Here is a 22,710-nt window from a genome sequence, read left to right as displayed (position 1 = left end):
ACGGAGCACTACGGGACGGGCGGCGACGGAGGCGGCGTGGGTGACGCGGAGCGGTACATCGGCGTGGCGGAGCGGCGGGCGCGGCTCGCCTCGCGGCACCGGTTGGCGGGGGCGGCGCGGGCGGGGAGTCCCGAGGAGGTGGCCGGCTCCCTGGTCGCCCTGCACGGCACGGACCCCGCGACGGTGTACCTCGCCGTCGGGGCCCGGCTCGCGGACCCGGCGAAGACCGTGGCGGAGACGGGGCGGGCGCTGTACGAGGACCGTGCGCTGGTCCGGATGCACGGCATGCGGCACACGGTCTTCGTGTTCCCGACGGACCTCACCGCCGTCGTGCACGCCTCGACCGGTCTCGCGGTCGCCGCGCGGGAACGGGCCGCGCTGCTCAAGGACATGGCGAAGTCCGGGGCGCCGGACGCGGCCTGGCTGAAGGAGGTCGAGGCGTCGACGCTGGCCGCGCTGGCCCTGCGGGGTCAGGCGACGGCGGCCGAACTCGCCGAGGACGAACCGCGGTTGCGGGAGCAGTTCGTGTACGCGGCCGGGAAGAGCTACGAGGGACTCCACACCGTCTCGACCCGGCTGCTGAGGGTGCTGGGGGTGGAGGGCAAGGTGGTGCGCGGCCGGCCGCTCGGCTCCTGGACGTCCAGCCAGTTCCGCTGGGCGATCGCCCCCGCCCACCCCGAACTCGCCCCGGCCGAGGCGCAGTCGGCCCTGCTGCGCCGCTGGCTCACCGCGTGCGGTCCGGCCACGGAGGACGACCTGAAGTGGTGGACGGGCTGGCGGGTGACCGACGTCCGCCGGGCCCTCGCGGCGATCGGCGCCCGGCCGGTCACCCTGGACGAGGGCACGGGCTACGTCGTCGACGGCGACCTCGGCCCGGTGGCCGGCCCCGCCGAGCCCTGGGCCGCGCTCCTGCCCGGCCTCGACCCGACGGCCATGGGCTGGCAGCAGCGGGACTGGTATCTGGCCCCCGAGCTGCGGCCCGCCCTGTTCGACCGGAGCGGCAATGTGGGGCCGACGGTGTGGTGGAACGGCCGGGTGATCGGCGCGTGGGCCCAGCGCCCCGACGGTGAGGTCGTGTGGCGCCTCCTCGACACCGACGGCGTGGGCCGGGACGCGGAAGCGGCGATCGCGGCGGAGGCCGAGCGGCTCCAGGGGTGGCTGGGGGCGACCCGGGTGACGCCACGGTTCCGGACGCCGTTGGAGAAGGAGTTGGCGCGGTGAACGAAGGGCCGGGCACCCCGCGTTCGCGGGGTGCCCGGCACCGGCCTCACCGGCTGTAACGCATCAGCGCCCGCACCATGTGGCACGTCGTGTCCGACGGCGGGTGGACACCGATCATCTCCGCCGTGTCGCGGATGGTCTCGTTGCGTGCCTGGTTGGGCACGTAGACCCCCGAGTCGAGCAGGGCGATGGCGAGGCGCATGGCCTTGAGGCGACGGTTGTGGGTGACGTACCACTCGCGCGGACGCCCGGGCGGCAGGGCGCGCTTCTCGACGGGTGCGTAGGGCAGGTCGAGCAGCACGGGGTGCTTCGCGGTGGACTGGGTCGGCAGCGGCTTCAGAGCGGCAGCGGGCACAGGCATCCTCCTGTCGCGGACGGGGCGCCGTTCGGACTTCCCGGCGACACCCTCGAGCACTGCTTCTATTCTACTGCCCGGCACTGACAAAAGGCCCTGGCCACAAGGGCTTTCGGGGGCCCTGTGACGCAGGTGGAGAACGGGTTTTCGCGTACCGTGGCGGCATGGAGATCTGGATCAATCCGGCCTGCTCGAAGTGCCGCAGCGCGCTCACCCTCCTCGACGCCGAGGGCGCCGACTACACCGTCCGCCGCTATCTGGAGGACGTGCCGACCGAGGACGAGATCCGGGCCGTCCTCACCCGCCTCGGCCTCGAACCCTGGGACATCACCCGCACCCAGGAGGCGGCCGCCAAGGAGCTCGGGCTCAAGGAGTGGACCCGGGACGACTCTTCGCGCGACCGCTGGATCAAGGCCCTCGCCGAGCATCCCAAGCTGATCCAGCGCCCCATCATCACGGCGGACGACGGCACGGCGGTGGTGGCCCGCACGGACGAGGCCGTACGGGACGCGCTGTCACGCGGGTGACCCGGGTAACTACGGGTGACCCGGGCAACTCGCGTAAAGGGCCCCGGATGTGACGCAGGTTACGTCGGCTGACTCCTGTAAACGCTGAGTAACCCCGTTCGGTATCTCGTACGTAGCGGCGTACGCTCCCCCCCTTCCCTCAGGAGCCGCGCATGTCACGTAGGAGAAGACTCGGCACCAAGAAGAAGCTCGCCCTGCTGGCGAGTGCCGCGACGGTGGCCGGCGGCGGCGCCTTCGTCATGGCGACCACGTCGAACGCCGCGCAGAGCCCGAAGACGGCCGCGGAGTCGAGCGTCTGTCAGGGGCTCGCCACCGCGCTCGGCAACAACCAGCGGTTCATCGCGGACCAACAGGCCACTCCGGACGCGCAGTCGGCGGCCCGGATCGCCAACCGCGAGGCGGTCGTCGCGCAGATCAAGGTGCAGCAGGAGGCCTCCGGGTGTGTGGTCGGGGAGTCGGCTGCGGTCGGGGAGTCGGCTCAGGACTCCCCCGCCGCGCCGCCCTCCCAGGCCGCGTCCGCCCCTCAGACTCCCCCCACGGGAGGCACCACCCCGGGTGCCGGCAACGCCGTCACCGGCGAGCAGGTGTGCAACGGCTCGACCGTCACCCTGTCCGGTGAGGCCGGCGCCCCGGCCGCGTCCAGCGACCGGTTCCCGGCCGGCACGAGGCTGAAGGTCACCAACCTGGACAACGACAAGTCCACGACGGTGCAGGTCACCTCGGTCTCCGGCAGCTGTGTCCTGCTGAACGACGCGGCCTTCGAACAGGTCCGTGAGCCCGGCAAGTTCCTGATCCGCCGGGCCCTGATCGAGAAGGTGGGGTGAGGCCGTCGACGTAGGAATCCGTTGAGGCGGCGGCCCGCTCCGCCGCCCGTACGTGTCACCGGTCCTGCTGTTCGCGGCCACGAACGGCAGGACCGGCACGTGGTGCCGCCATCGGTCCGCGCGTGCATGGTGCCTCCATCGGTCCGCACGTGCGTGGCGTCGCCACGTCTTCACCTGGTCCGCGCGTGCGTGATGTCCCCTCCGGCCCGTGCTCACACCGTGAGTCGCGCCACAACACGACCAGGTAACACGGGGTTCACATGAGAGCAATGATCGGGAAATCGCCTGTTGACAGGCTCGCGGGCAACCAGAGCGGCGCCCCAGTGCCGCAGCGCCGCAGCACCCGCAAGTGCGCCCAGACCCACCCCCTAAGGATGTGGCCCGTGAGCTTCAAGGCTGAGTACATCTGGATCGACGGCACCCAGCCGACGGCCAAGCTGCGTTCCAAGACGAAGATTTTCGGGGACGACGCCAAGGGTGCCGAGCTGCCGATCTGGGGCTTCGACGGGTCCTCCACGAACCAGGCCGAGGGCCACGCCTCGGACTGTGTGCTCAAGCCGGTCTTCTCCTGCCCGGACCCGATCCGCGGCGGCGACGACATCCTCGTCCTGTGCGAGGTCTACAACATCGACATGACGCCGCACGAGACCAACACCCGTGCCGCGCTCGTCGAGGTCGCCGAGAAGTTCGCCTCCCAGGAGCCGATCTTCGGCATCGAGCAGGAGTACACCTTCTTCAAGGACGGCTACCCGCTCGGCTTCCCCAAGGGCGGCTTCCCGGCCCCGCAGGGCGGCTACTACTGCGGTGTCGGCGCCGACGAGATCTTCGGCCGTGACGTCGTCGAGGCGCACCTGGAGAACTGCCTCAAGGCGGGTCTGGCGATCTCCGGCATCAACGCCGAGGTCATGCCCGGCCAGTGGGAGTTCCAGGTCGGCCCGGTCTCCCCGCTGGAGGTCTCCGACCACCTGTGGGTGGCCCGCTGGCTGCTCTACCGCACCGCCGAGGACTTCGGCGTCGCCGCCACCCTGGACCCGAAGCCGGTCAAGGGCGACTGGAACGGCGCCGGCGCGCACACCAACTTCTCCACCAAGGCGATGCGCGAGACCTACGACGCGATCATCACCGCCGCCGAGTCGCTGGGCGAGGGCTCCAAGCCGCTCGACCACGTCAAGAACTACGGCGCCGGCATCGACGACCGTCTGACCGGTCTGCACGAGACCGCCCCGTGGAACGAGTACTCCTACGGTGTCTCCAACCGCGGCGCCTCGGTCCGTATCCCGTGGCAGGTCGAGAAGGACGGCAAGGGCTACATCGAGGACCGCCGTCCGAACGCCAACGTCGACCCGTACGTCGTGACGCGTCTGCTCGTCGACACCTGCTGCTCCGCGCTGGAGAAGGCCGGCCAGGTCTGATCCGCCCGTAGCTGTCCGAGGGGGCGTCCACCGGCCACGGTGGGCGCCTCTTCGCGTTGTCGTGCCAAGAAGCGTCCAAGCCAAGAAGCGTCCAAGCAGTGAGAGCGGGCTCCCGGAAGGCGGCGGGGATCTGCTTCAATGGGCCCATGGCCAGCTTCCGGAAGTACCTCGCTACGGGTCGCCATGACCTGGAGCCCTTCTGGCCTTCCCGTCAGCATCACGACTTCGACCGGGTGTGTTGTCGCGCGAAGAACGCGCCGGCCCTCTAAAGCCGTACACCCACCCGGCCTTCGGCCAGCGCGCCACGGCGTACGTCCCTTCCGACGACCCTCTCGCGCGAAAGAGCTGACCTCTCATGGCGACCACTCGCTCCCTGTCCTCCGCCCCTGCCCCCGCCTCCTTCCCCGCCCGGCAGCGGCTGCGTGCCGTCGATCCCGACGAGGTGATCGACGTCCCGGACTTCCTGCCGCCGGGTGCCACCTGGCTGCCCGCGCCGCAGCACACGCTGCCCACCCTGCCGGGGCAGCCGCCGATGATCGGCTACCTGGTGCTCGTCCCGGCCGACCGAACGGCGCCGGTCGTGCCGGCCGCCGGTGACGGCGCGGGCGATCCGCTCGTCCGGGTCGACACCGTGCGGCGCACCGCCGCCGTGGACGGGCGCGAACTCGATCTGACCTACCTGGAGTTCGAGCTGCTCGCCCATCTCGTGGCGCACCCGCACCGGGTGCACACCCGCGACCAGCTGGTCACCACGGTGTGGGGGTACGGGCATGTGGGCGACGGCCGTACCGTCGACGTCCACATCGCCCGGCTGCGCCGCAAGCTGGGCGCGGAGCACCGCGACGCGATCCGCACGATCCGGCGGGTCGGGTACAAGTACGCGCCGCCGACAGGGCGTTGATCCCCGGCGGGGCCGAGGGGGCGGTGCCGGGTCCCCTCTGCTGAGGGCAGAGTGCCGTTCCGTTCCGCGCCCGCTGCGGGCACAGTCACCCGCATGAGACTTCTGCTGCTGGGTGGGACCGAGTTCGTGGGACGGGCCGTCGCCGAGGCGGCCCTCGGGCGCGGCTGGGACGTGACCGTCTTCCATCGTGGGCGGCACGCGCCCCCGGCCGGGGTGCGGTCGCTGCACGGTGACCGCACCGCGCCCGACGGGCTCGCCGCGCTCGCCGGGACCGGGGGTGAAGCGGGGCGCGAGGGCGGGGGCGAGGACGACTGGGACGCGGTCGTCGACACCTGGTCGGCGGCGCCCCACGTGGTGCGGGACACGGCGCGGCTGCTGCGGGGCCGCGCCGGGCGCTACGTCTACGTGTCGAGTTCCTCGGTGTACACCTGGCCCCGTGCCGTCGGGGCCGACGAGGACGCGCCGGTGGTGGAGGGCGCCGCGGCCGACGCCGGGCAGACCGACTACGCCCGGGACAAGCGGGGCGGTGAGCTGGCCGCCGTCGAGTCCTTCGGGGCGGACCGCTCCCTGCTCGTGCGCGCCGGGCTGATCCTCGGCCCGTACGAGAACATCGGCCGGCTGCCGTGGTGGCTGAACCGGATCGCCCGCGGGGGCCCGGTGCTCGCCCCCGGGCCACGGGACCTCCCCCTCCAGTACATCGACGTCCGTGACCTCGCGGAGTGGATCCTCGACGGGGTGGAGCGCGGGTCGAGCGGGCCCTACAACCTGGTCGGTCCCCCGGGCCACGCCACCATGGGCACCCTGCTCGACGCCTGCGCGCGGGCCACCGGCTCGACCGCCGACCTGCGCTGGACCGACCCGGACGCCATCCTCGACGCGGGCATCGAACCATGGCTGCACCTGCCCGTATGGCTGCCCCCGGACAGCGAGGCCTACGGCGCCCTCCACACCGCGGACGTCTCCCGCGCCCTCGCGACCGGCCTCCGCACCCGCCCCGTCGCCCAGACCGTCACCGACACCTGGACCTGGCTCCAGAGCCTCGACGGCACGGCCCCCCACCGCCCGGACCGCCCCGAGGTGGGCCTCGACCCGGAACTGGAGGCGAGGGTACTGACGAAGAACCGGGGCACGCGCTGAGGCGGCAGCACCGACGGGACAAAGGCCGGTGACGCCACGACCGGCTCCGCGAGGCGGGCGCCGACAGCTCGGTCACCCGAAGCGAAGCGGGTGTCCGCGGCGCGGCCGACGGGCACGGGGGCGGGCGCTGGGGCCGGAGCCGGGGCGAGGTGAGGGCCGACGGGGGCGACGGGCTCATGCGGGGCGGAAACCGGCGGCGCGGTCGGCGGCAGCGGGGCGAACGGGAGCCGGGGCGGCTGGCGGCAGCGGGACGGGCGACGGCGGGGCGGGTCCGACCCGGGCGAGACAGACGCCCGCGGCGCAGCGGGGCGGACGGGAGCAGGACGTATGCAGTCGCGCAGCCGGACGGGAGCGGGGCGAACGGGAGCCGGGGCGGCTGGCGGCAGCGGGACGGGCGACGGCGGGGCGGGTCCGACCCGGGCGAGGCAGACGCCCGCGGTGCAGCCGGACGGAAGCAGACCGGACGGCAGCAGGACGGACGGGTGGCGGTGACGCGGCCGGAGGTGGAGAGGGCCGCCCGGGGTGGAAAGCACCGCCGGAGCTTCGAGAGCGCCGCCCGGAGTGGAAAGCACCGCCGAAGGTTCGAGAGCGCCGCCCGGAGTGGAAAGCACCGCCGAAGGTTCGAGAGCGCCACCCGGGGTGGAGAGCGCAGCCGAAGATTGGAAAGCACCGCCAGTGGTGTATCTGGCACCACCCCCCGACCGGCCGCTCAGCACCAGTGACCGGTGTCCCGGGCTCGGCCAGACTTGCGCCATGACCACCGAGACTATGAGTGACAGCGGCAACAGCGGCGGCGGCAGCGGCAGCGGCAGCGGCAAGGGGACCAGGGCCCGGGGGACGGGGCTTGCGGCACTGCGGGGGCTCGGGCTGGCGTTGGTGGTGCTGCCGGGGGCGGTGCTCTGTTTCGTGCTCTCCCTGGTGTCGATCGCGCTCATCCCGATCGGCGTGGGGATCGTCACCACGCCCTGGGTGCTCACCGGCGTACGGATCTTCGCGGACTGGCGGCGGGTTCTCGCGGCCGAGTGGTGCGGGGTGCGGATCCCGTCGGCGTACCGGCCGGTGTCCGAGAGCGCCAACCCGTGGACGCGTACCTTCGGGATGTTGCGCGACCCGGCGACCTGGCGGGATCTGCGGTGGCTGCCGGTGGACATGACGGCGGGGTTCGTCACGGCGGTCCTGCCGGCCGCGCTGCTGATCTACCCGCTGGAGGGGTTCGCGCTGGCGGCGGGGCTGTGGCGGGTCTTCCCCGACGGGTACTGGTACGGCTTCGTCCCGGTCACCGGGCAGGCCACCGCGCTCGCCGCCGGCGCCCTCGGCCTCGGGCTCCTCTTCCTCGCGCACTTCTTCACCCCGCGGCTGCTGGAGGCCCACTTCCGGCTCACCCGGGCCGTTCTCGCCTCCAACCAGCGCGAACTGGCCGAGCGCGTGAAGGTGCTGACCGACACCCGGCGGGACGCCGTGGACACCTCCGCCGCCGAACTGCGGCGCATCGAGCGGGACCTGCACGACGGGGCGCAGGCCCGGCTGGTCGCCATGGGCATGGACCTGGGGACCATCGAGATGCTCCTCGACAAGGACCCGGAGCAGGCCAGGCGCCTTCTCTCGCAGGCCCGCCAGTCCTCCGCCGACGCCCTGACCGAGCTGCGTGAACTCGTCCGCGGCATCCACCCCCCGGTCCTCGCCGAACGCGGACTGGGCGACGCCGTACGGGCGTTGGCGCTGCGGATGCCCGTCCCCACCGACGTGAACGTGGAGTTGTCCGGTCGCGCCGAGGCCCCCGTGGAGTCGGCCGCGTACTTCGCGGTCAGCGAGGTGCTCACCAACGCGGTCAAGCACTCCGGCGCCGACCGGATCTGGATCGACCTGCATCACGTAGTGGACGAAGGCGTCGAAGGCGCCGGCATGCTGCGGATCTCCGTCACCGACAACGGCAAGGGCGGCGCGGTGATCGGAGCCGGCTCGGGACTCGCCGGAGTCGAGCGGCGACTGGGTACATTCGACGGCGTCCTGGCCGTCAGCTCTCCAGCGGGCGGCCCCACCATGGTCACCCTGGAGATCCCTTGCGCGTTGTCCTAGCCGAAGACCTGTTCCTGCTGCGCGACGGACTCGTCCGGCTCCTTCAGGCCTACGACTTCGAGATCGCCGCGGCCGTCGAGACCGGGCCCGAGCTGGCCCGCGCGCTCGCCGAACTGGAGCCGGACGTCGCCGTGGTGGACGTCCGGCTCCCGCCCACGCACACCGACGAGGGCCTGCAGTGCGCGCTGGACGCCCGCCGCGACAGACCCGGGCTGCCGGTGCTGGTGCTGTCGCAGCACGTGGAGCAGCTGTACGCCCGTGAACTCCTCGCCGACGGCACCGGCGGGGTCGGCTACCTGCTCAAGGACCGGGTGTTCGACGCGGAGCAGTTCGTGGACGCCGTACGGCGGGTGGCTGCGGGCGGGACGGCGATGGATCCGCAGGTGATCCAGCAGCTGCTGTCCCGGCGGGCGGCCGACGACCGGCCGCTGGGGCGGCTGACCCCGCGCGAGGTGGAGGTGCTGGAGCTGATGGCGCAGGGCCGTTCCAACGCGGCGATCGCCGAGAAGCTGGTCGTGACGGAACGGGCGATCGCCAAGCACACCTCCAACATCTTCGCCAAACTGGGCCTGGAGGTGTCGGACGACGACAACCGCCGCGTCCTGGCGGTTCTCGCCTATCTGGACCAGGACGGCTGATATCGGCCCGCCGGTTCCGCACCTGCCGTGGTGGATCAACAACTGCCGGTGTTTCCTGTGCAGTTGGGTCGGAAATGTCTTCAGAATCTCTCAGCAATTTCTGAGACGGGTGAACACCCGTGGGACCGCTTCCGTATTCAGGGGCGCCGCTTCACTCCTGTCGGGCGCCTCGATGCTGCCCCGCAAGGAAGTCAGAGGAGTTCCATGGGACGCAACACAAGAAAACGCCGCACGCCGATGGCCACCAAGGCCGTAGCCGGGGCGGCGGCCCTAGCGCTCGGTGGGGGCGGGCTGATCTGGGCCAACTTCTACGCCTCGGCCCATGAGTCGGGCTCGGGGCAGAACAGGACGAAGGCCACCGCGAACCAGATCGCGACGATCAACTGCCCCGACGTCGGCCAGAAGCTGACGAAGGTGCCGAAGAGCGCGCGTAAGGGTGTGGCCAAGGAGCTGGCGCTGCTCGACAGGCAGATCACGGAGGCCTACAAGCGTCTGGCGGACACCCGTCAGGCGCAGGCCGGTGACGCCGGTTTCGTCAACAACGCCATCCTCGGCCCGCTCAAGTCCAAGCGTGTGGCCACGCTCGACCGGATCGGCATCAACATCAACCGCGCCGGCGGCCAGCGGCCTCAGGGCCTCGACCAGTTCGCCCAGTGTCAGGGCGTCCCGGCCGAGCAGCCGGAGACCAACGACGGCAACGCCGGCGGCGGCCAGAACGACGGCGGTCAGGACCAGAACAACGGCGGTCAGGACCAGAACGACGGTGGTCAGGACCAGGGTGGCGGTCAGGACCAGGGCGGGAACCAGGGCAACGGAGGCCAGGCCGGCAACGGCCCGGCGGCCGACGACTTCATCAACATCGAGGACGTCCAGCCCAACTCCCGCAACCTGCCGAACGGCCTGGCCGCGAACGGCGACGGCGGCTCGACGGGCAGCTTCACCACCCAGTGCGGCACGAACGAGAACGAGAACCGCAACTCGGACAACGTGATCGTGGCGCCCGGCGTGTCCAACGGTGCCCAGCACCAGCACGACTACGTCGGCAACCAGAACAACAACGCCTTCGCGAGCGACGAGGACCTGGCCAACGGCGAGACGACCTGCCAGAACCAGGGCGACAAGTCGACGTACTTCTGGCCGGTCATCCGGATCCAGGACGGTACGCAGGACATCGACCAGGGCCAGCCCGGCGGCGGTCAGGACGGCAACGTCGGCAAGATCGTCGAGCCCGCCCAGGCCGAGCTGAAGTTCGTCGGCAACCGCACCAGCGATGTCGTCGCGATGCCGACCGCGCTGCGCATCATCACCGGTGACGCCAAGTCCTTCACCAACGGTCTGAACAACGCCAACACGTCCTGGAGCTGCACCGGCTTCGAGGACCGCCAGGTGACGGACAAGTACCCGATCTGCCCCGAGGGCAGCAGCGTGGTGCGGACGTCCAACTTCCAGAGCTGCTGGGACGGCCAGAACATCGACAGCGCCAACCACCGCACCCACGTGGACTTCGTGGAGGCGGACGGCACCTGCTCGAACGGCTTCCAGGCCATCCCCCAGCTCCAGGTGCGTCTGGTCTACGACGTCCCGGCCCCGCAGATCAACAACGGGCAGCTCGCGAACCCGTTCGCGGTGGACTCCTTCCCGGACCAGCTGCACAAGCCGATCACGGACCACAACGACTTCATCAACTTCTTCGACGAGAACGTGATGAACCAGATGGTCCAGTGCATCAACAGCGGGCAGGACTGCCAGTAGTTCTGAACCGGTCCTGAGCCACTGAAAAGGCCGGCGGTGGGAATTCCCACCGCCGGCCTTTTCACGTTGTCCGGTGTTTCAGCCCTGGTGGCCGCCGCTCTGGTTGTGGCTGCCGCCGGGGTTCATGTGCTCGGAGCCTTCCTCCATGTCCCCGCCGAGCTTGCTCTGCAGGGCGTCGACCGTCTTCTCCTCGCCCACGGCGACCCACTTGCGGCCGACGAGGTAGTAGCCGCCGTAGTCCTTGGCGCCGTTCAGCCACTCGCGCTGGCCGCGGTCGGTGGCGAAGGTCGCGAGGACGAACCGGCCGTCGGTGTTCTTGCACAGGGCCTGGCGGATCTCGTCCGCGTCCGTCTGCATGTTCGGCTTGCACTTCGCCTCGGCGGCCAGGTGTTCGAGGCTGCCGGTGGCCGTCTCCGGAACGGCGGCCTCGCCGGATCCGCAGCCCGCCAGTGCCAGTACCGCCGCCGCGCCGGCCAGCGCGAGGCTCGGTCGGGTCACCTTCATCTGATCCTCCGGTTCCTTCCGGCCACATGCCGCACGGGGCCCCGGCGAGGGGCCCTCGTTGTCGATACGGCTCCGACGCCCGGAGCGCTCAAAATACCGGTGCGTTCGCTGGGACGCGTGTGCGAGGGTGAGCCGGTGAACCAGGACTGGGAAGACCGTGTGGCCGCCGCCTGGGCGACCCTCGACGACTATGCGGAGGCGGACGCGGCCGATTTCCGGGCCGTGATCGACGCGCTGGTCGCCGAACTGCCGGACGGCAGCGCCCGCGGCCCCTTCGAGCAGGCCTGCGCCTGGGACTCGACCGGCCGCTCGGACAAAGCGGTGCCGCTGTACCGCGAGGCGCTCGCGCGCGGCCTCGACGGCTACCAGGGGCGCCGGGCCAGGATCCAGCTCTCCAGCTCCCTGCGCAACGTCGGGCGGGCCGAGGAGGGCGTCAAGCTGCTGATGCCCGAACTGGACGGGCCCTCCGACGAGTTGGACGACGCCGTACGGGCGACGCTCGCGCTGTGTCTGTCCAGCCTCGGCCGGGACCGCGAGGGCCTGTCCCTGGTGCTCGGCGCCCTGGCGCCCCATCTGCCGCGCTACCAGCGGTCCATGGCGAACTACGCACGGGCGCTGGTGGAGCCGTCGCCGGACCGGCCCGGAGGGTAACTCTCCGCAGCCAGGTGACCATCCAACGATTCGCTCGTTCTGCTGAACGTGCAGTCACAGGATGTCGCCCCGCGCCCCGCCCCCTCCTCCGCCGCCTCGTCGGCCGATCCCGTCGTCGACGTCGAGCAGGCCGAGGCCGCGCTGGTCGAGCACTACCCGCGGCTCGTCCGGCTCGCCCATCTGGTGCTGCCGCCCGGCCTGGGCCGGAGCAGGCGGGTCCTGACCGCACACGCCCTCACCCAGCGCGCCCTTCCCCGCAGCCGGTCCTCCGCACCGGTGATCCCGGCCCAGTCGACCGGCCGGGACGGCGACCCTGGGTACGCCTTCGTCCGGCTGCGGGTGCTGCGTTCGGCGCTGGAGGCGGGCGTGCCGCTCAGCCTGCGGGCCTGGCCCAAGCGGTCCCAGCTGCCGCCGCTGCTGCCCCAGGTGTGGGGCCTGAAGCTCTTCCCGCGCTCCGGCGGTGCCGACGAACTCGCCCTCGACCAGCGGCTGTCGGCCCTGTCCGGGCCCGGCCGGGCCGCGTATGTGCTGCGCGGCCTGGAGAAGCTCCCGGACGGCGACGTACGCAAGGTCCTGTCGGCCGCGGGGGTCGAGGACGCGGACGGCGCGCTGGAGGAGGCCGACGGCGTACCGGCGCAGTACGCGCTGCTGGACTCCCCCGAGTTCGACGCCTGTTCGCTGCAGGCCCGGCCCACCGATCTGATGCGGCGCAGGCAGCACATGAGGGCCGCGCTCGCCGGTGCCGCGGCCGTCGCCGTGTGCGGGGCGCTGCTCGGCCTGCCCGGCGACGGCTGGGGCCGGGACGGTGCCGCCGCGCCGGTGTACGCGCAGAATCCGGCGGCCCAGGCGGCCCTGGACCCGGAGCAGGTGACCAGGGTCGCGCCCGCCGCGTGGAAGACCTCCGCCCGCACCGACTTCTCCGTGTGGCCCGCGCGCGGTGACCTCACCGGGGACCAGGCGCTGCTGCGCCGCGCCCTCGCCGTCTGGGCCCGACCCGGCGAGACCGTCCAGGTCTCCGTCACCCCCGGCACCCCCGCCGGCGGCCCGTCCGGACCGCCCCAGCTGCTGTACGCCGGAACCGTCGACAACGCCCGCGTGGTGATCCTCTACGACGGTCTGCGCATCGCCCGGTACGCCGAGCCCAAGGACAGCACGCAGGGCGCCGCGCTCGACTTCGCGCGGGTCGACGGCGCGTCCGGGGCCGAGGCGGGCGCGGTGGTGCTGGGCCGCGCCGACGGCAACGTCCGCTATCTCATGGCCCCCTGGGTGACGAAGGCGGCCGAGCGGGATCTGTCGAAGCCGGGTTCGGGCGCGATGGACCTCACCCTGACCGACGGTGTCACCGCGCCGATGGCCAGCCCCGCCGTCCAGACCGGCTCCTGCGCCTCCTGGAACGTGCTGCAGCTGACCGACGCCTCCGGCACCCGCCTGGCGTCGGACCTCGGCGAACTGGTCCCGGCCCGGCTCACCGCGGGTCGTCCGGGGTCCGCGCGCGATGCCTCCGGTGCCCGGGCGCTGCGGGCCTGGGCACCGTTCGCCTGCTCGCTGTCCGCGGTGCGCTCGCAGGGCGTCCGGTCCGTGAACGCCTGGGAGTACGCCGCGCAGCCGCTGCCCGACGCGAGCGGCTCGGCGACCTGGGTGTGCACGCGCGCCGAGACCTGGCGGGGCGACGGCACGCGCGTCCTGGCGCAGTTCCACACGCCGGGCGGGGCGTTCGGCGCCGTCGCGGCGAAGGCCGAGAACGTCCCGGCCTGCGGCCCGCGCGACCCGCATGTGCTGGCCGGCGTGCTGTGGAAGTCGGGGGCCGGGTCCTGGTATCTCCTCGCGGCCGGCAGCCGGGGCACGTCGTCGGTCAGCGCGACGGGCGGCGTCGCCGGCTCCGCCCGCGGCAACCTGCTGGCGGTGAAGACCCGGCAGGGCGCCCAGGCCGGTCTGAAGGGCACGCTGGAGAACGGCCGGTCGGTCAACGGGCTCGGCTAGCCGGCCATGTGCGAGCAGACGCTCGACCGGTGAACACCGGTGGTCGGACCGGCCCGTTCGGGGCCGGATCCGATCGGTAAGGTGTTCGTATGACTACCGGGGTACGCCGAAGAATGGGAGTCGAGGAGCGGCGGCAGCAGTTGATCGGCGTCGCCCTCGACCTGTTCAGCCGTCGCTCGCCCAACGAGGTCTCCATCGACGAGATAGCCGCGGCCGCGGGCATTTCACGGCCGCTGGTCTACCACTACTTCCCCGGCAAACTCAGCCTGTACGAGGCCGCGTTGAAGCGTGCGGCGGAGGATCTGGCGAGCCGGTTCGTGGAACCGCACGAAGGTCCGCTGGGGGGCCGGCTGCTGCGGGTGATGCGCCGCTTCTTCGACTTCGTCGACGAGCACGGGCCCGGTTTCTCGGCGTTGATGCGCGGCGGTCCGGCGGTGGGCTCGTCGGCGACGAACGCGCTCATCGACTCCGTACGGCAGATCGCGTATGACCAGATTCTTTCGCATCTGCTGGTGGAGGACCCGCCCGCCCGGCTGGACATGGTCATCCGCTCCTGGATCTCACTGGTCGAGTCGACGGCCCTGATCTGGCTGGACGGCCGACGCATCCCGCGCGCCGAGCTGGAACTGAAGCTCGTCCACGACTTCGCCGCGCTCGCCGCGGTGAGCGCGGCCTTCGACGAGGAGATGACCGAGCTGCTGCGCCACATACTCAAGGACGAGCCGCAGGACGGCCCGTTCACCGACCTGGCCGCCAAGCTGATCGTGCTGGCTTCGTAGCGCCGGTCCAGGGACCCTCGGAGGTCTCAGGTTCCGGCCGTGGCGCTTGTGGCCTTGACTGATCCGGACACCTGGAAACGGGTGGGAACAGAAAGGCACGCCATGAAGAACCTCTACAAGCGCGCCTTGGTCACCGGAACAGCCGGGATCCTCCTCGCCGGCGGAGTCGGCCTCGCGACCGCCTCACCCGCGGCAGCCGAGGGCAATGTGCTTCGGTGCCACACCTGGATCAAAAACGACACCGCTTACGGCGAGTGCTACAACCCCGGAACGCAGACGCACGCGTTCTCCGTCCGCGCCATCTGCGGCTGGTCCCTCGACGGCTACTCGAACTGGATGTACGTACCGCCGGGCGGGACCAGCAGCACCGGTGTCGGATGCGACGGCCCGCTCACCACCGGTGTCGGCGGCGCGGCGATCGAGTACGGCGGCTGAGGCCTAGGCCTCGAACTTGCGGTACGAGGCGTCGAGTTCGCGTACCTCGGCCGAGGCGTGCAGGACAGCGGGGCCGTCGTCCTCCACGTGCTTCTTCAGCAGGTGCAGCACGGCCTCGGTCAGCTCGGCCTTCGTCTCGTCGGTGCGGCCGGTGAGGAGGCCGATCGTGACGTGGACGACGGCGTGGCCGAGGTCGGTGGGGTCCTCGTAGCCGAACGCGGTGACCTCGCTGGGGCGGAACTGCGTCTTGCAGGCCTCCGGCTTGGCGGCCGCGATCTCCACGACGGCGGTGTGCAGGTCCCGCGCGAAGCCCTCACGGTCGAAGGAGAGGAAGGACGAGTGGTCGACGGTGATCTGCGGCATGGCGTGGGCACTCCTGTTCTACGGCGTCACGAGTCACCCTAGCCGCAGGGCCAGCATCGCGATGTCGTCCTCCCTCTCGTGCCCGAAGCAGGCCAGGAGGGTGTCGCAGAGGGCGTCCAGGCCGGGCAGGGAGCCGGAGGCGGCCGCGCGGAGCTGCTCCATGGAGGCCGAGAGGTCTGTGCCGCGGGTCTCGATCAGGCCGTCGGTGACCATGAGGAGCCGGTCGCCGGGGTCGAGGAACAGTTCGGTGGGCTCCGGGTGGAACAGGCCGACGCCGAGCAGCGGACCGGCGGCTTTGACGTAGTCGGCGTCGCCGTCGTCGCGGATGAGCAGCGGCGGGATGTGGCCGGCGTTGGCGATGCGGACGCGTCCGGTGTCGGGGGTGACCAGGGCCAGGCAGACGGTGGCCGTGACGTCGGAGTGGTAGCGCTGGAGCATCCGGTCCAGGCGTTCGGCGAGCACGGCCGGGTCGCTCTCGTCGACGGCGTAGGCGCGCAGCGCGTGCCGGATCTCGACCATGACGGTCGCCGCCTCCAGCGAGTGGCCGACGACGTCGCCGACCGCGGTGAGCACGCCCGCGTCGGTGCGCAGGGCGGCGTAGAAGTCACCGCCGATCTCCGTCTGCCGGGAGGCGGGCACATAGCGGACCACGACGTCGAGGCCCGGCAGGTCGGGCAGCCGCTGCGGCTGGGGCAGGAAGCTGCGCTGGAACGTGAGGGCGACATGCCGCTCGACCTGGTACATGAGCAGCGGCTCGGCGGCGAGCGCGGTGGCCTGGGCGAGCTGGGCCAGCAGGGTCTCGCTCTCCAGGCCCACCCGGCGGATCCCACGCGCGGGCGCGGCCAGGCACACCGCGGCCCTGCCGTCCTGGGCGAGGGCCAGCGCGAGGCGGGCGTCGTGCTCCACACCGGGCCGGAAGAACCCGGTCGGCCACAGCTGTGCGGGCACCGTGGTGAGCTGCACGCCGGCCTGTCCCCGGCCCAGCCGCCGCAGCAGGGTGGCGACGGTGCGGTCGGCGTCCTCGTCCGGCAGGGCGACGGGGATACGGTCCCGCGACAGACCGCGGTGGAGCCGGCCGTCCTGGTCGAGGACGAAGACGGCGGCGGGCGTGCCGGTGAGCCGGGACACGCCCTCGGCGGCCGCTCCTGCGAGTTCCTGGAGGGAACGCGCCGCCTGGATGGTGACGATCGTCTCGGACAGCAGCGTGAGCCGCCGGACCAGCGCCCGGTCGTCGGCCCGCAGTTGGGCGTTGCGTACGGCGGCCCGGACCACCGCCTCGATCTCCAGGGGCTCGGCGGGCACCTTCAGATAGGCCTCGGATCCCGCGTCCAGGCCCTGGCAGCGGTTGACGGGGGCCGTGGCGGCGGCCGAGAAGTGCACGACGGGCATCCCGGCGGTGTGCGGCCGCTCCTTGAGCAGCCGGCACAGGTCGAAGCCGCTCATGTCCGGCAGCCCCACGTCGACGAGCGCCACGTCCGGCAGGGTGCCCTTGCGCAGCCGTGTGTCGAGTTCGGCGAGGGCCTCCCCGCCGGTGGCGACCGGGACCACCCGGTGCCCGGCGCGGCTCAGCACGGTACCCATCGCGTACCGGTTGACCTCCGTGTCGTCCACGACCATCACGGTCGTGCCTGTCAGCCTGCCGTCGACGTCCATCTGCCAGCCCTTGGAAAGCACCGGTGGGGCGGACCGGGTTCACGGTCCGCCCCACCAAGGTAATGCCCTTGTCAGGAAGTACGGGAGAATACGGCCACGGTCCGTCCGGGAACGGCGAAGGTGCCCGAAACCCGCTCGTAGGACGACGACCTGACGGTAGAGTCCGCACCCGCTTTCTGTACCGCGTGCAGGGCATATGCCGTCCCGGCCAGCGCCTCGATCCGCTGTTCCCGCCGGGTCGGCGTCGCGTTGAACACCACGACCAGATCACCGAGCTCCATGGTGATCACCCCGGGTGTCTCGTCCTTCCCCGACAGCGGGAAGGACAGCTCCGACTGCACCTGGCCGGCCGTGCCGAGCGAGAACACCGGCTCCGCCGTACGGATCCTGAGCAGGTCCCGGTACGCGGCCGAGGCGCCCTCGATCTGCGGGCAGCCGACCTTCACGGAACTCAACAGGGGCTTGGCGTACGGCCACTTGGAGGCGTTGTCGGCGGCCGGCGGCAGCCCGCGTCCGAAGCCGTTGCCGTCGGCGCAGTTCCAGTGGATGGCGTTGAACCAGTCGCCGCTGTCGTAGGAGTTGCGGTCCAGGGACTTGGAGCGCAGCAGGTCGGTGCCCGCCTGGGAGAGGGCCGGCCCCTGCGAGAGGGCGGCCGTCGCCATGGCGAGGACCTGCATCCGGGCCCGGTCGGCGGCGCTCGTCGAGGCGGGCAGCTTGAACGTCAGCGCGTCGAACAGCGACTCGTTGTCGTGCGCGTCGGCGTAGGCGAGGGCGTCCCCGGGGGCGTCCGCGTAGCCGGCGGGCCGGCCGTTGTAGTCGACCTCGGAGCCCTTGACCTGCCGGCCGCCGGTGTCGGTGAAGCGGTAGTCGGCGAGGTTGCCGGACAGGCCGACCTTGATCAGGTCCTGGTAGTGCAGCAGGCGGGCCTTCTGCTCTTGCGGAGTGCCGTTGTTCTGCGAGGAGTTGGGGTCGGTGTACAGCCCGGACGCGAAGCCCTGGACGCCGGGGTCCTCGTCGAAGGGCCCGCCGCCGCGTACGGCGTCCCGCGCCCGGTCGGAGAAGGTCGCGACGCCGGTGCCCGCCATGTTCTGCTGCGTGGCCTGCGTGAACCGGGCGTCGTCGGCGACCTCGCCGAAGTTCCAGCCCTCGCCGTACAGGATGATCTTCTTGCCGTCCACGCCGTCCTTGGCGGGGGTGAGCCCGTCGAGGGCCTTCCTGACCGCCAGGATGTTGGCCTTCGGGTGGTGGCCCATCAGGTCGAAGCGGAAGCCGTCGACCTTGTACTCCCTGGCCCAGGTGACGACGGAGTCGACGACCAGCTTGCCCATCATGGCGTTCTCGGTGGCCGTGTTGGCGCAGCAGGTGCTGTTCGCCACCGAGCCGTCGGCGAGGAGCCGCTGGTAGTAGCCGGGCACGATCCGGTCGAGGACGCTCGTTCTCGCCTGGCCGCTCGCGGCCGTGTGGTTGTAGACGACGTCCAGGACGACCCCGAGGCCGTCCTCGTTGAGCGCCTTGACCATCTCGCGGAACTCGACGGTACGGGCCGTGCCGTCGGGGTCCGTCGCGTACGAGCCCTCGGGCACCGTGTAGTGGTAGGGGTCGTAGCCCCAGTTGTAGGCGTCCTTCGCGGCGGCCTTCGCCACGCACTCCTGCTGCTTGTCGGAGTCGGCGGGGAAGGCGGCCAGGTCGCAGTCGACGGTCGCCCGGTCGGACTTCTTCTCCGGGACGGTGGCGAGGTCGAACACCGGGAGGAGATGGACGTACGACGTGCCCGCCTTGGCGAGTTCACGCAGGTGCTTGGAGCCGTCGCTGTCCTTGTCGGTGAAGGCGCGGTAGGTGCCGGGGGCGGTGGCCGTCCGGTCGGCGACGGAGAAGTCCCGGACGTGCAGCTCCTGGATCTGGGCGTCCTTCAGCGGCACGGCCTCGGGCTTGGTGTACGTCGACCAGCCGTTCGGGGCCAGCGACCTGTCGTCCAGGTCGACCACGAGGCTGCGCTCGGAGTCCGTGGTGAGGGCGACCGAGTAGGGGTCGGTGACCTTGTTGGTGACCACCTGGCCGACGCCGGGCGCCCACACCTTCACGAGGTACCGATAGGGCTTGTTCTTCCAGGACCTGGGGCCGGTGACGGACCAGACTCCGGTGGTGTCGTCGCGCCGCATCCTGACGGCGGAGCCGTCGAGTTCCAGCTTCACCGACTGTGCCGTGGGCGCCCAGACGGACAGCGTGGGACGGCCGTCGCGGAAGGTCGGGCCCAACTCGGCCTTCGTGGCGGCCGGATACAGATCGTCGAGTACGCCGGCGATCTGGACGCCGGTCGCCGCGAGCACGGCGCCGTTCGCGGCCCGCTGGGAGGCGACGAGCTGTCCGGTGAGGGCCTGCTCGACGCGGTCGCGGTCGCGGGCGTCGACGGACCATGCCGTGTAGTCCTTCAGGTGCGGGAACGCGGCCTTCTGGGCGTCGGTGAGCGTGGTCCGGGTGAGCCGCAGCCATCGCTCGTCGTCGCTGGTCAGGGTGCCCTTGTCCACGGTGATCGAGCCGTCGCGCGAGTACAGCAGCTGGGTGGAGGCGGCCGCCTCCGAGCCGTTCCACGCGACCGTGTCCCGGTCGATCCAGACCGCCTTGGAGGTGCTCAGGTCGAGCGCCGCGGCGGACCCGGGCGGCTGCGGGAGCAGGTGCTTGTCCTGACCGCTCAGCAGCCACACCTCGTGGCCGTCGGCGGTGAGGTCGAGCGACCGGTCGGTGGGGAGGTCCTTCTCGTCGCCCCTGTGGAGGATGTAACTGAGGCTGGTGGCACCCGGGTTGAGCGGCACCTCGAAGACCGCGCCGTAGCTGTCGGTCCGCACCGGCTGCAGCGGGTTCGACCAGTCCGTGGGGTTCGCGGCGCCCGTCCAGACGTGCAGGCCCCAGCCGTCGTAGTTCCCGTCGGCACGGTGGTAGTGCAGGATCGCCTTCGTCGTGTCCTGCGCCGGGTATTCCGGCCTTTCCGTCTGTACGGCCTCCTTGCCCTGCTCGATCCAGACCTCGCCGGTCCGGGTGAGGTCGATCGTGCGGTCGGCGGGGACGTCCTCGGTGCCGTCCTGGCCGACGACGCGGAAGGTGACGTCCGAGGTGCCCGGCTTCACCTTGACGTAGGCGAAGGCGCCGTAGGCGTCCCTGCCGATGAACGGATGGCGCTCGCCCTCGACGTTCAGGTCCCAGGTGTCGTAGTCGCCGTCGGCGCGCTTGTAGTGGACGATCGCGTAGTCGCGGGAGGAGGCCGACGGGGGCTCCTGGACGGGCGGGGTGCCGGTGGTGCTCGTGGCGGTGGCACCGGCGGTCCGGCCCGCCGAGTCGATCACGACGGCCTTGTAGCGCAGGGCCGTTCCGGGCGGTACGTCCTTGCCGATGGTCTGGGTGACCTTGTAGGGCGCGTGGTCGGCGGAGCCGAGGGTGCGCCACGTGCCGTCGCCGACCTGGGCGGCGAAGACGACCCGGTTGAGCTGCCCGCCGTCGACGTCGGCGGTGATGTCGACGGTGCCGGTGGCGCCGGTGGCCGGGGCCTCGACGGTGATCGTCGGCTTCGTGGCGGGTGCGGCGAGCCTGCCGGCGGCCTTGAGGACGATCGCTGAGCCGGCGGGGACGGTGACGGTGATCTTCTTGTCGGCGCCGGAGGTGACCTGTGCGTCAGTGCCGTAGATGCCCTTGAAGGCCATGTTCGCCGAGCCGGTCGCGAAGGTCGCGGACCTGGGCCCGTCGGCGTTGTTGAGGGCGACGACGTACTCCCGGCCGGCCCGGGTGCGCGAGAAGGCGTAGATCCCGGCGCCGTCCGCCGCGTACCGCTCGGTCTGGACGCCGTCCGTCAGCGCCGGGTTGGCCTTGCGGAGCCTGGACAGGTCGGCGATCTGCCGGTACAGCGGGGCGTTCGTGTCGTAGGCGTCGCTGGCGTGGGTACGGTCCGTGCCGATCTCGTCGTCGTCGAGGTAGTCGGCCGTCCTGGACGCGAACATCGTCTGGCGGGCGTCCTTGTCGCCGCCCGCTCCGGTGAAGCCCTGTTCGTCGCCGTAGTAGACGACGGGGTTGCCGCGGCCGAGGAACATCAGCTCGTTGGCGAGCCGGTCCTTGGCGAGGAGTTCCGCGTCCGTGGCCTTCGGGTTGTCCTGCTTCAGGAAGGTCCCGATGCGGCCCATGTCGTGGTTGCCGAGGAAGGTGACCTGCTCGTAGGCGTTGGCCTTGTCGGTCGTGTACTTGTAGTCGTCGCCGAAGACACCCGCGAGCTTGCGTGCGCTGCCGCCCTGGGAGGCGTACTGGCGTGCCGCCTCCTGGAAGGGGAAGTCGAGCGTGGCGTCGAGGCGGCCCTGGGTGACGTACGGGGCGGTGACGTTCGTGTCGGCGGAGTAGACCTCGCCGAACATGAAGAAGTCCTCGCGCCCCCGCTCGGCCGCGTAGGCGTCGAGGGCGGTGGCCCACTGGGTCCAGAACTCCATGTTCACGTGCTTCACGGTGTCGATCCGGAAGCCGTCGATGTCGAAGTCCCTGACCCAGCGCTGATAGATCTTCTCCATGCCGCCGACGACCTCGGGGCGCTCGGTCCACAGGTCGTCGAGACCGGAGAAGTCGCCGTACGTGGAGCTCTCACCGGCGAAGGTGGAGTCGCCGCGGTTGTGGTACATCGTCGGGTCGTTGAGCCACGACGGGACCTTGGTGTCGGCGGCGGCCTTCGGCGTGCGCGGGAAGGAGTCGGTGTCGACGTCCGGGAAGCCCTTCGTGCCGGCCGCGTAGTCGGCGTCGTCGAAGGGCTCGCCGTCCTTCGTCAGGTACGGGAACGCGCCCTTGGAGAGGTACTCGTAGGACTTCTCCTCGTAGTCGACCACGTCGGCGGTGTGGTTGGTGATGACGTCGAAGAAGACCTTCATGCCCTTGGCGTGGGCCTTGGAGATGAGGGTTTCGAGGTCCTTGTTGGTGCCGAAGTGCGGGTCGACCTGGGTGAAGTCGGTGATCCAGTACCCGTGGTAGCCGGCCGAGGCGTTGGCGCCGGTGCCCTGCACGGGCCGGTTCTTGAAGATCGGGGCCATCCACAGGGCGGTGGTGCCGAGGCCCTTGATGTAGTCGAGCCTCTTGGCCAGGCCCTTGAGGTCGCCGCCCTGGTAGAACCCCTTGTCGGTGGGGTCGTAGCCGGTGGCGAGGCGCGAACCGGTCAGGCCGCCCCTGTCGTTGGAGGTGTCCCCGTTGGCGAAACGGTCCGGCAGGACGAAGTAGAACTGCTCGCGGGTCAGGTCGTGGCGCGCTTCGGCCTTGGCCAGCTTCGCGTCGGACGGGGGCGCGGGCGGGGTGTCGGCCCGAGCCGCGAGAGGCTGGACGAGTGCCGCGGCCACCGCGGTCACGGTGACCGCGGCGACCTTTCCGGCACGGTGGATACGGCGCCTGGGCGGCACCGGCCGTCTCGATATCACAGCAGTGGACTCCTTGCGCGTACGGCTCTGTGGGTCCGACCCCGCGTGACCGTATCGCCGCCGAAAGGCTTAC

18 protein-coding genes are annotated in these 22,710 nt (G+C 71.4%); 13 read left to right on the top strand and 5 right to left on the bottom strand.

The window, feature by feature from the left end; genetic code table 11:
• Positions 1-36: 36 nt before the first annotated feature.
• A complete protein-coding gene (locus tag K4B79_RS04595; RefSeq protein WP_232024941.1) occupies positions 37-1,221 on the top strand; it encodes a winged helix DNA-binding domain-containing protein in 1,185 nt (394 codons plus the stop codon).
• A gap of 46 nt (positions 1,222-1,267) precedes the next feature.
• Here K4B79_RS04595 and K4B79_RS04590 read toward each other — a convergent pair whose 3' ends face one another.
• A complete protein-coding gene (locus tag K4B79_RS04590; RefSeq protein ID WP_232024940.1) occupies positions 1,268-1,576 on the bottom strand; it encodes a hypothetical protein in 309 nt (102 codons plus the stop codon).
• Positions 1,577-1,740: 164 nt separating this feature from the next.
• Here K4B79_RS04590 and K4B79_RS04585 point away from each other — a divergent pair, with 164 nt between their 5' ends.
• From K4B79_RS04585 to K4B79_RS04550, 8 genes are all read left to right on the top strand, one after another.
• Positions 1,741-2,103 (top strand): arsenate reductase family protein, encoded by a 363-nt coding sequence (locus tag K4B79_RS04585; protein ID WP_232024939.1) that lies wholly within the window; start codon positions 1,741-1,743, stop codon positions 2,101-2,103.
• A gap of 152 nt (positions 2,104-2,255) precedes the next feature.
• Positions 2,256-2,927: a septal ring lytic transglycosylase RlpA family protein gene (locus K4B79_RS04580; protein ID WP_232024938.1), complete on the top strand. Its 672-nt coding sequence runs from the start codon at positions 2,256-2,258 to the stop codon at positions 2,925-2,927.
• Positions 2,928-3,310: 383 nt separating this feature from the next.
• Positions 3,311-4,339 carry a glutamine synthetase gene (gene glnII / locus K4B79_RS04575; RefSeq protein WP_232024937.1) on the top strand — a complete coding sequence of 343 codons (1,029 nt, stop codon included), beginning with the start codon at positions 3,311-3,313 and terminating at the stop codon, positions 4,337-4,339.
• 355 nt (positions 4,340-4,694) lie between these two features.
• On the top strand, positions 4,695-5,240 hold the full coding sequence (locus K4B79_RS04570) for a winged helix-turn-helix domain-containing protein (RefSeq protein ID WP_232024936.1): 546 nt from the start codon (positions 4,695-4,697) through the stop codon (positions 5,238-5,240).
• Positions 5,241-5,333: 93 nt separating this feature from the next.
• The gene (locus K4B79_RS04565; protein ID WP_232024935.1) at positions 5,334-6,377 is read left to right on the top strand and encodes an NAD-dependent epimerase/dehydratase family protein; all 1,044 of its coding nucleotides are present in this window, start codon (positions 5,334-5,336) and stop codon (positions 6,375-6,377) included.
• 753 nt (positions 6,378-7,130) lie between these two features.
• Positions 7,131-8,453, top strand: coding sequence for a sensor histidine kinase (locus tag K4B79_RS04560; RefSeq protein ID WP_232024934.1), 1,323 nt, complete (start codon positions 7,131-7,133; stop codon positions 8,451-8,453).
• Complete coding sequence (locus K4B79_RS04555) at positions 8,438-9,091, top strand: LuxR C-terminal-related transcriptional regulator (protein ID WP_232024933.1); 654 nt, start codon at positions 8,438-8,440, stop codon at positions 9,089-9,091. Before K4B79_RS04560 ends, K4B79_RS04555 begins: the two co-directional genes overlap by 16 nt.
• Positions 9,092-9,295: 204 nt before the next feature.
• Complete coding sequence (locus K4B79_RS04550; protein WP_232024932.1) at positions 9,296-10,843, top strand: DUF1996 domain-containing protein; 1,548 nt, start codon at positions 9,296-9,298, stop codon at positions 10,841-10,843.
• Positions 10,844-10,921: 78 nt separating this feature from the next.
• Here the strand turns inward: K4B79_RS04550 and K4B79_RS04545 are convergent, their stop codons facing one another.
• Positions 10,922-11,347 (bottom strand): hypothetical protein, encoded by a 426-nt coding sequence (locus K4B79_RS04545; RefSeq protein WP_232024931.1) that lies wholly within the window; start codon positions 11,345-11,347, stop codon positions 10,922-10,924.
• Positions 11,348-11,482: 135 nt separating this feature from the next.
• Between K4B79_RS04545 and K4B79_RS04540 the strand changes: the two genes are divergently transcribed.
• The 4 genes from K4B79_RS04540 (at position 11,483) to K4B79_RS04525 (ending at position 15,192) form a co-directional block, all read left to right on the top strand.
• Positions 11,483-11,998 (top strand): tetratricopeptide repeat protein, encoded by a 516-nt coding sequence (locus K4B79_RS04540; RefSeq protein WP_232024930.1) that lies wholly within the window; start codon positions 11,483-11,485, stop codon positions 11,996-11,998.
• 48 nt (positions 11,999-12,046) lie between these two features.
• Positions 12,047-13,978, top strand: coding sequence for a hypothetical protein (locus K4B79_RS04535; protein WP_232024929.1), 1,932 nt, complete (start codon positions 12,047-12,049; stop codon positions 13,976-13,978).
• Positions 13,979-14,067: 89 nt separating this feature from the next.
• Positions 14,068-14,757, top strand: coding sequence for a TetR/AcrR family transcriptional regulator (locus K4B79_RS04530; RefSeq protein WP_232024928.1), 690 nt, complete (start codon positions 14,068-14,070; stop codon positions 14,755-14,757).
• A gap of 102 nt (positions 14,758-14,859) precedes the next feature.
• Positions 14,860-15,192, top strand: coding sequence for a hypothetical protein (locus K4B79_RS04525; protein WP_232024927.1), 333 nt, complete (start codon positions 14,860-14,862; stop codon positions 15,190-15,192).
• Positions 15,193-15,195: 3 nt separating this feature from the next.
• Here K4B79_RS04525 and K4B79_RS04520 read toward each other — a convergent pair whose 3' ends face one another.
• The 3 genes from K4B79_RS04520 to pulA all read right to left on the bottom strand — a co-directional run bounded on the left by K4B79_RS04520 (position 15,196) and on the right by pulA (position 22,637).
• Positions 15,196-15,555: a 5-carboxymethyl-2-hydroxymuconate Delta-isomerase gene (locus K4B79_RS04520; RefSeq protein WP_232024926.1), complete on the bottom strand. Its 360-nt coding sequence runs from the start codon at positions 15,553-15,555 to the stop codon at positions 15,196-15,198.
• 33 nt (positions 15,556-15,588) lie between these two features.
• The gene (locus tag K4B79_RS04515) at positions 15,589-17,208 is read right to left on the bottom strand and encodes a fused response regulator/phosphatase (RefSeq protein ID WP_232025422.1); all 1,620 of its coding nucleotides are present in this window, start codon (positions 17,206-17,208) and stop codon (positions 15,589-15,591) included.
• Positions 17,209-17,279: 71 nt separating this feature from the next.
• Complete coding sequence (pulA, locus tag K4B79_RS04510; RefSeq protein ID WP_232024925.1) at positions 17,280-22,637, bottom strand: pullulanase-type alpha-1,6-glucosidase; 5,358 nt, start codon at positions 22,635-22,637, stop codon at positions 17,280-17,282.
• Between the last annotated feature and the right edge of the window lie 73 nt (positions 22,638-22,710).

It is taken from the genome of Streptomyces lincolnensis (genome assembly GCF_021173675.1).
In the GTDB taxonomy this organism is placed as follows: Bacteria; Actinomycetota; Actinomycetes; order Streptomycetales; family Streptomycetaceae; genus Streptomyces; species Streptomyces lincolnensis_B.
This window is presented reverse-complemented; position numbering and strand designations above follow the sequence as displayed.